General features: G+C 77.2%; 6 protein-coding genes and 1 riboswitch. Of the genes, 2 read left to right on the top strand and 4 right to left on the bottom strand.

Going from position 1 to position 6,524, the window contains the following annotated elements; genetic code table 11:
• Positions 1 to 56 precede the first annotated feature (56 nt).
• Together purH and ICW40_RS03745 are read right to left on the bottom strand one after the other, a co-directional pair.
• Positions 57 to 1,694, bottom strand: coding sequence for a bifunctional phosphoribosylaminoimidazolecarboxamide formyltransferase/IMP cyclohydrolase (gene purH / locus ICW40_RS03750; RefSeq protein ID WP_221652496.1), 1,638 nt, complete (start codon positions 1,692 to 1,694; stop codon positions 57 to 59).
• A 64-nt stretch (positions 1,695 to 1,758) separates the two neighbouring features.
• Positions 1,759 to 1,849, bottom strand: a riboswitch (ZMP/ZTP riboswitch).
• A gap of 4 nt (positions 1,850 to 1,853) precedes the next feature.
• Positions 1,854 to 2,894 carry a TetR/AcrR family transcriptional regulator gene (locus tag ICW40_RS03745; RefSeq protein WP_221652495.1) on the bottom strand — a complete coding sequence of 347 codons (1,041 nt, stop codon included), beginning with the start codon at positions 2,892 to 2,894 and terminating at the stop codon, positions 1,854 to 1,856.
• A 128-nt stretch (positions 2,895 to 3,022) separates the two neighbouring features.
• On the opposite strand from ICW40_RS03745, the gene ICW40_RS03740 reads away from it, so the two are divergent.
• Positions 3,023 to 4,012, top strand: coding sequence for an NAD-dependent epimerase/dehydratase family protein (locus ICW40_RS03740; protein WP_221652494.1), 990 nt, complete (start codon positions 3,023 to 3,025; stop codon positions 4,010 to 4,012).
• Positions 4,013 to 4,110: 98 nt separating this feature from the next.
• On the opposite strand, the gene purN is transcribed toward ICW40_RS03740, so the two are convergent.
• Entirely contained in the window at positions 4,111 to 4,743 is a 633-nt protein-coding gene (gene purN / locus ICW40_RS03735) for a phosphoribosylglycinamide formyltransferase (RefSeq protein WP_221652493.1), read from the bottom strand.
• A gap of 321 nt (positions 4,744 to 5,064) precedes the next feature.
• Between purN and ICW40_RS03730 the strand changes: the two genes are divergently transcribed.
• Positions 5,065 to 5,511: a hypothetical protein gene (locus ICW40_RS03730; RefSeq protein WP_221652492.1), complete on the top strand. Its 447-nt coding sequence runs from the start codon at positions 5,065 to 5,067 to the stop codon at positions 5,509 to 5,511.
• Between the two features lie 196 nt (positions 5,512 to 5,707).
• Here the strand turns inward: ICW40_RS03730 and ICW40_RS03725 are convergent.
• A partial coding sequence (locus tag ICW40_RS03725; protein ID WP_221652491.1) for a cell division protein PerM occupies positions 5,708 to 6,524 on the bottom strand: 817 nt, incomplete at its 5' end.

Below are 6,524 nucleotides of genomic sequence, written 5' to 3'. Positions count from 1 at the left end.
CCGTCCGCGGCGCCCGACCGCTCCGCGGCCTCGTGCGCTGAGCAGCGTGCGCCGCGTCAGTGCGCGAAGTGGCGCGTGCCCGTGAGGTAGAGGGTCACGCCCGCGGCCGCCGCGGCCGCGACCACCTCGTCGTCGCGCACCGAGCCGCCCGGCTGCACGACGGCGCGCACGCCCGCGTCGAGCAGCACCTGGAGCCCGTCCGCGAACGGGAAGAACGCGTCCGACGCCGCCACGGCTCCGCGGGCGCGCTCGACGTCGCCCGTGTTCGCCCGCTCGACCGCGAGCCGGCACGAGTCGACCCGGTTGACCTGCCCCATGCCGACGCCGACGGAGGCGCCCCCGCTCGCGAGCAGGATGGCGTTGGACTTGACCGCCCGCACCGCGCGCCACGCGAACGCGAGGTCGGCGAGCGTGGCGTCGTCGGCGGGCGCGCCGGTCGCGAGCACCCAGCGCGACGGGTCGTCGCCGCCACCGTCCACCACGGCGTCGACGCGGTCCGCCGTCTGCACGAGCAGGCCGCCGGTGATCGGCCGCAGCTCGACGGTGGCGGCGTTGGCCGGCGCCGCGACGCGCAGCAGCCGCACGTTCTTCTTGCGCGTGAGGACCTCGACCGCCGCCGGCTCGAAGTCGGGCGCGAGGACCACCTCGGTGAACACGGGAGCGAGCTGCTCGGCCATCGCCGCGGTCACGGGCCGGTTCGCGGCCACCACGCCGCCGTACGCCGAGACCGGGTCGCACGCGTGGGCGCGGGCGTGCGCCTCGGCGACGTCGGCGCCCACCGCGATGCCGCAGGGGTTGGCGTGCTTGATGATCGCGACGGCCGGCTCGTCGTGGTCGTGCGCGGCGCGCCAGGCGGCGTCGGCGTCGACGTAGTTGTTGTAGCTCATCTCCTTGCCGTGCAGCTGCTCGGCCTGCGCCAGACCCGGGACCGCGGGGTCGACGTAGAGCGCCGCCCGCTGGTGGGGGTTCTCGCCGTAGCGCAGCACCGACGACCGCTCCCACGTCCCGGCCGTGACGGCGCCGAAGCCCGACTCCTGGGCGATCGCGTCGGGGGCGTAGGCGGACGCGAACCACGAGGCGACGGCGACGTCGTAGGCCGCGGTGTGCGCGAAGGCCGCGCCCGCCAGCGCGCGCCGCTCGGCGAGCGTGAAGCCGCCCGCGCCGAGCGCCGCGACGACGTCGTCGTACCGCGCCGGGTCGACGACGACCGCGACGCTCGGGTGGTTCTTGGCCGCCGCACGGACCATCGAGGGCCCGCCGATGTCGATCTGCTCGACCACCTCGTCGGGCCCGGCGCCCGACGCGACCGTCGCGGCGAACGGGTACAGGTTGCCCACCATGAGGTCGAAGCCCGCGACGTCGAGCTCGGCGAGCTGGGCCACGTGCTCGGGGCGGCGCGTGTCGGCGAGCAGACCGGCGTGGACGCGCGGGTGGAGCGTCTTGACGCGGCCGTCGAGGCACTCGGGGAACCCGGTGACGTCCTCGACGCGGGTCACGGGCACGCCCGCCGCGGCGACCGTCGACGCGGTGGACCCGGTCGAGACGATCTCCACGCCCGCCGCGTGCAGCGCGGTCGCGAGCTCGGCGAGGCCCGCCTTGTCGTAGACGCTCACGAGGGCGCGGCGGATGGGCCGGCGGGTGCTGTCCGCGGTCGGGTCGGCGACGGGCTCGAGGGGGCTGAGGTGCACGGTCACTCCTGGGTCGGTGCGGCGCGTCCGGTCCCCACCCACGGGGACGGGGGACGCTGCTGTTCTCGGACCCAGGCACCCAGGCGGACGGTGCGCTGCAAGGGGACTCCGGCCGCTCCCCGGTGGTGCTCCACCTCAGGTCGCCAGTCACGGCCGGGGCCGATGCTACCCCCGGGGGCGGGTCGCGACCGGCGCGTCCGGCGCGGCGCCCGGCCCGGCGTCCGGCGGGGCGTCCGGCGGGGTGTCCGGCGGGGCGTCCGGCGGGGTGTCCAGGCGCGTGTCCACCGGCGCGTCCAGCGGGACGTCGAGCCCGACGCCGAGCGCGGCGGTCGCCGTCGTGAGGTCGAACACCCGGTCCGGCTCGCGCGCGAGGCCGTGCAGGTGGCCGAAGAGCTCCGCGCTCACGGAGCCGACGAGCGAGGCGAACAACGTCACCGACCGCGCGACGTCGGCCTCGAGCACGGCCAGGTCGACGTCCGACACCGGCGCGGCCCCGGCTGCGCCGCCGCCGTCGGCCGGTGGGCCGTCGCCCGCGTCACGGGCGCCAGCCCCGTCGTTCACGTCACGGGCGTCGGCCCCGTCGCTCCCGCCACGCCCCTCACTCGCGTCCATCCGGTCGCTCGCCGCGTAGGCGTCGGGCGTCGTCGCGCCGCGGAGGATCCCCGTCGCGAACTCCACCACGCGCGGCTCGAGCAGCCCCGCCGCGTCGAGGACCTGAGGGGGCCGCAGGGTCCCGCTCATGCGCGCCGCGACCAGGACGCGGGCCACGACGCCCCACAGGCGGACCGCCGCCCCGACGGTCTCCACGGGAGCCGCGTACCCCGGCACCGGAGTCCCGTAGACGAGCGCGTACTGGTGCGGGTGCTCGAGCGCCCACTTCCGGAAGGCCCGCGCGACCTCGAGCCAGCACGAGCCGGCGTCCAGGCCGCGGCGTGCCGCCGCCTCGAGCGCGTCCTCGCACGTCTGACCGACGGCGTCGTAGGCCTCGACGATGAGCAGCGTCAGCAGCGCGTCCCGGGACTCGACGTAGCGGTAGACGGCTGACGACGCCACGCCCAGGTCGCGCGCGATCGCGCGCAGCGACAGGTTGGCCGGCCCGTCGGTCGCGAGGTGGTGCCGCGCGACAGCGAGGAGCTCCGCCCGGATCTCGGCCCGGGCGCGCTCGCGGGCGGTACGCGGACGCGACGTCGAGGGCTGCTCGGTCACGACCCCATGCTGCCCAGCGCGAGCACCGATCGCAAACGCGAGCACCGCTCTTGACACACGACCAATCGCGGTGCGAGCGTTGCTCACATCCGAGAGCACCGCTCACACAATCGTCCTGAGGAGTCCTCATGAAGCACGTCGTCCTGGGCAAGGGCCCGATCGGCAGCCACCTCGCCCACCAGCTCGCGGACGCCGGCCACGACGTCGTCGTGCTCAGCCGCTCCGGCGGCCCGCCCGCAGGCCCGGGCGCCCCGTCGCCCCTCGCCGCGGCGACGGCCGCGACCCCGCGCGGTGCGATCACCCACGCCGCCGTCGACGCCGCCGATGCCGACGCCGTGGCCCGTGCCGCGGCGGGCGCTGCGGCCCTCCACAACGCGCTCAACCCGGCCTACCACCGCTGGACGACAGACTGGCCCCCGGTCGCCGAGGCGCTGCTCACGGCGGCCGAGCGCACGGGTGCGGTGTACGTCATGACCGGCAACCTCTACGGGTACGGCCGGGGCACCCGCCACATGCTCGAGGCCTCGCCGCTCGCGACGGCGGAGCCGAAGGGCCGGGTCCGGGTGGCGATGTGGGAGGAGGCGCTCCGGCGGCACGAGGACGGGCGCCTGCGCGCGACCGAGGTGCGAGGCAGCGACTACCTCGGGCCGCTCTCGCTCGAGCACGCCCATGCCGGGCCCCGCGCCCTGCGGCCCCTGCTCGCCGGGAAGGTCGTGCGCCCGATCGGTGCCGCCGACGCGCCGCACACGTGGACCTACCTGCCTGACTTCGCCCGCGCCCTCGTCGCCGCGGCGACGACCGAGGCGGCGTGGGGTCGCGCGTGGCACGTCCCCTCCCCCGAGCCGCTCACCTTCCGTGAGCTCATGGCCCGCTTCGCGACCGCGGCCGGAGCCCCCGAGCCGCGGATCCGGGTCGTGCCTCTCGCCATGGTGCGCGCGCTCGGCGTGGCACAGCCGATGATGCGCGAGCTCCATGCCATGGGCTACCAGTTCGTCGAGCCGTTCGTCATGGACAGCGCCGCGTCGCAGGACGTGCTCGGGTTCGGCCCGACGCCGTGGCCGACGATCCTCGACGAGACGCTCGCCTGGATGCGCCGCCAGGAGCGTGTCGCGGCGTAGGTCGCCTCGGGCGAGCCGGGCCCCCAGCCGAGCGAGGCGCCCTCAGCCGAGCGAGGCGCCCTCAGCCGAGCCGGGCGCCCTCAGCGAGCCGGGCGCCCTCAGCCGAGCCGGGCCCGGCGGCCGATCACCGTCAGCCCCTCGCGCGCGACCCGGCCCACCACGTCGACGAGCAGCTCCCGCTCCACGGTCTTGATCCGCTCGTGGAGCGAGGCCTCGTCGTCGTCGGGCCGCACGTCGACGGCGCGCTGGGCGACGATCGGCCCGGTGTCGACGCCCGCGTCCACCAGGTGCACCGTGCAGCCGGTCACCGCGACGCCGTACGCGAGCGCGTCCCGCACTCCGTGGGCACCCGGGAAGGACGGCAGCAGCGCCGGGTGCGTGTTGATGATGCGGCCGGCGAACCGGTCGAGGAAGGGCGCCCCCAGGATCCGCATGAAGCCGGCGGTGACCACCCAGGCCGGGTCGAACACGTCGACGGCCTGGGTCATCCCCCGGTCCCACGCCTCGCGGTCCGGGAAGTCGGCGGGGGCGACGACGGCCGTCGCGACGCCCGCGGCCCGGGCGATCTCGAGCCCGCCGGCGCCCGCGCGGTCGCTCACCACTCCGACCACGCGCGCACCCCAGGCCGGGTTCCCGTGCGCGGCGAGCAGCGCGGCGAGGTTCGACCCGCCGCCCGAGACGAGGACGACGAGACGGGCCGACGGCGGGACGACGTCAGGGGTGGCGCGCACGGCGCGACCCTAGCGCCGGGCGCAGGCTCCGGGCACGGACGTCCGACACCGTGCTGCACCTCCGACGCCGTGCCGCACCTCCGACGCGGTGCTGCACGTCGGAGGCGGCGCCGCACCTCCGACGCGACGGTGGTGCCGAAGCCGCCGGCGCCCGAGGGGCAGCGCCCGGGGCGGCGGCGCCGGGTCCGTCGGGCCGGCGCAGCGATGGAAGACTGTTCCGCGCACCGGCCACGCCGGTGCGGCGCTGCACACCACGTGACCGCAGCACCAGCGCAGCAGCACAGCCCCGCCCAGCCACCACCCGCCGCGAGGAGCGAAGCCATGACGTCCCCGCCCGGTACCGGGGTGCGACCGCCCGCGCCGCCCGCGCCGCCCACGCGGAGCGACCCCGAGGCGGTGCGTCGCGCGCACCGGCAGGTCATGCACTTCGGGCTGCTGGTGCTCGCGACGATCGTCGTCGCGCCCCTCGCCCTGCCGGGTCAGGTGGCGTCGTTGCTGCTCGCCGTGGCCGCCGTCGTCGTCGGCATCCGCGCCCTGCTCGCGGTCGTCCGCGCCGGCATGCGCGGCGTGCTCGTCCCGCTCCTGGGCCTCGGCCTGGGCTTCGCCCTGATCATGGTGCTCTCGCTCGCGACGATGCTCGCCCTGTGGCCCCTGCAGGAGGAGCTGCGCCAGTGCCTCGGCGACGCGCTCACGATCGCGGCGCAGGACCAGTGCCAGGTCGAGTTCCAGCGGAGCCTCGAGGAGCGCCTGGGCGCCCCCACCGGCTGATCCACGCCGGGTCGCCGGCACGCGTCAGCCGCGCGACGGCGCGCAGCGCCGGGCCGAGCCGGGCCGGGCCGGGCCGGGCCGAGCCGGGCCGAGCCGGGCCGAGCCGAGCCGAGCCGAGAAGGGTTACGCACACGTGGCGTGCGCAACCCTTCCCCAGGGCGTCCGTCGCGGCGCGGACGTCGATGCTCAGGGCAGGTCAGTCCTCGGGGCTGCGCGCGGTGTCGCGGACGTGGGCGCGGCCGTCGGCATGCGCACCACCCGGGTCGTCGTCCGCCGCGTCGTCGGCGGCGGTGAGGTCGACGTCGGCCCGGCCGCGCAGGCGGTCCCACGCGGCGCGGCACCCCCGCCGAACGGCGGCACGGACCGTCGCGTCGGTCGGCACGGCGGCGGGCACTGCGCCCGCGAGCGTCCCGGCGAGCACCCAGACCGCCACGACGACCGGTGAGCCGCCGACGACCGCGAGCCGGCCCGGCCCCGCTGAGCCCGAGCCGAGGAGGACGAGCGCGCCGGTGAGGAGCGCGGCCGTCACGCCGACGACGGCGACCGCCGCGAGCGTGTCCCGTGCACGGGTGACGACGAGCCGGCGGTGCAGCCACGCGCCCGCCAGGACGCCCGCCACCACGACGAGGACCGGGGCCCACCGCAGCAGCCCCCCGCCCTCGACCGGCAGCGCGCCCAGCATCGGCAGGGCGGGCAGCGGACCGGCGACGACCTCGGCCGGCGAGTACAGCGTGCCCTCGCCCACCGCGAAGCCCGGCCCGACCAGCCACGAGAGCGCCCACACCACGAGGTTGGGCGCGACGGCGAGCTGGGCGACCGCGAGCAGCAGCCCGCCGAAGGTGTCGACGCCGAGGAGCGCGACGACGTCGCCCGCCGCGGCACGGCTCGAGACCACCCAGTACCCCGTGACCACGGACGCGGCGCCCAGCAGGGCCGCGACGGCGACCACGCCGCCCACCACGCCCGCGCGGACCGGGTGCGGCACCCGCCCCCACCACCGCTGCGTCGCCGCG

It is taken from the genome of Actinotalea ferrariae (genome assembly GCF_019733465.1).
Classification (GTDB): domain Bacteria; phylum Actinomycetota; class Actinomycetes; order Actinomycetales; family Cellulomonadaceae; genus Actinotalea; species Actinotalea ferrariae_A.
Note: the sequence above shows the minus strand (reverse complement) of the source record. Positions and strands in the feature narration are given on the sequence as shown.

Coding starts and splice junctions, on each gene's coding strand:
- ICW40_RS03730 (WP_221652492.1), top strand. CDS start 5,065: ATGACGTCCCCGCCCGGTACCGGGGTGCGACCGCCCGCGCCGCCCGCG.
- ICW40_RS03740 (WP_221652494.1), top strand. CDS start 3,023: ATGAAGCACGTCGTCCTGGGCAAGGGCCCGATCGGCAGCCACCTCGCC.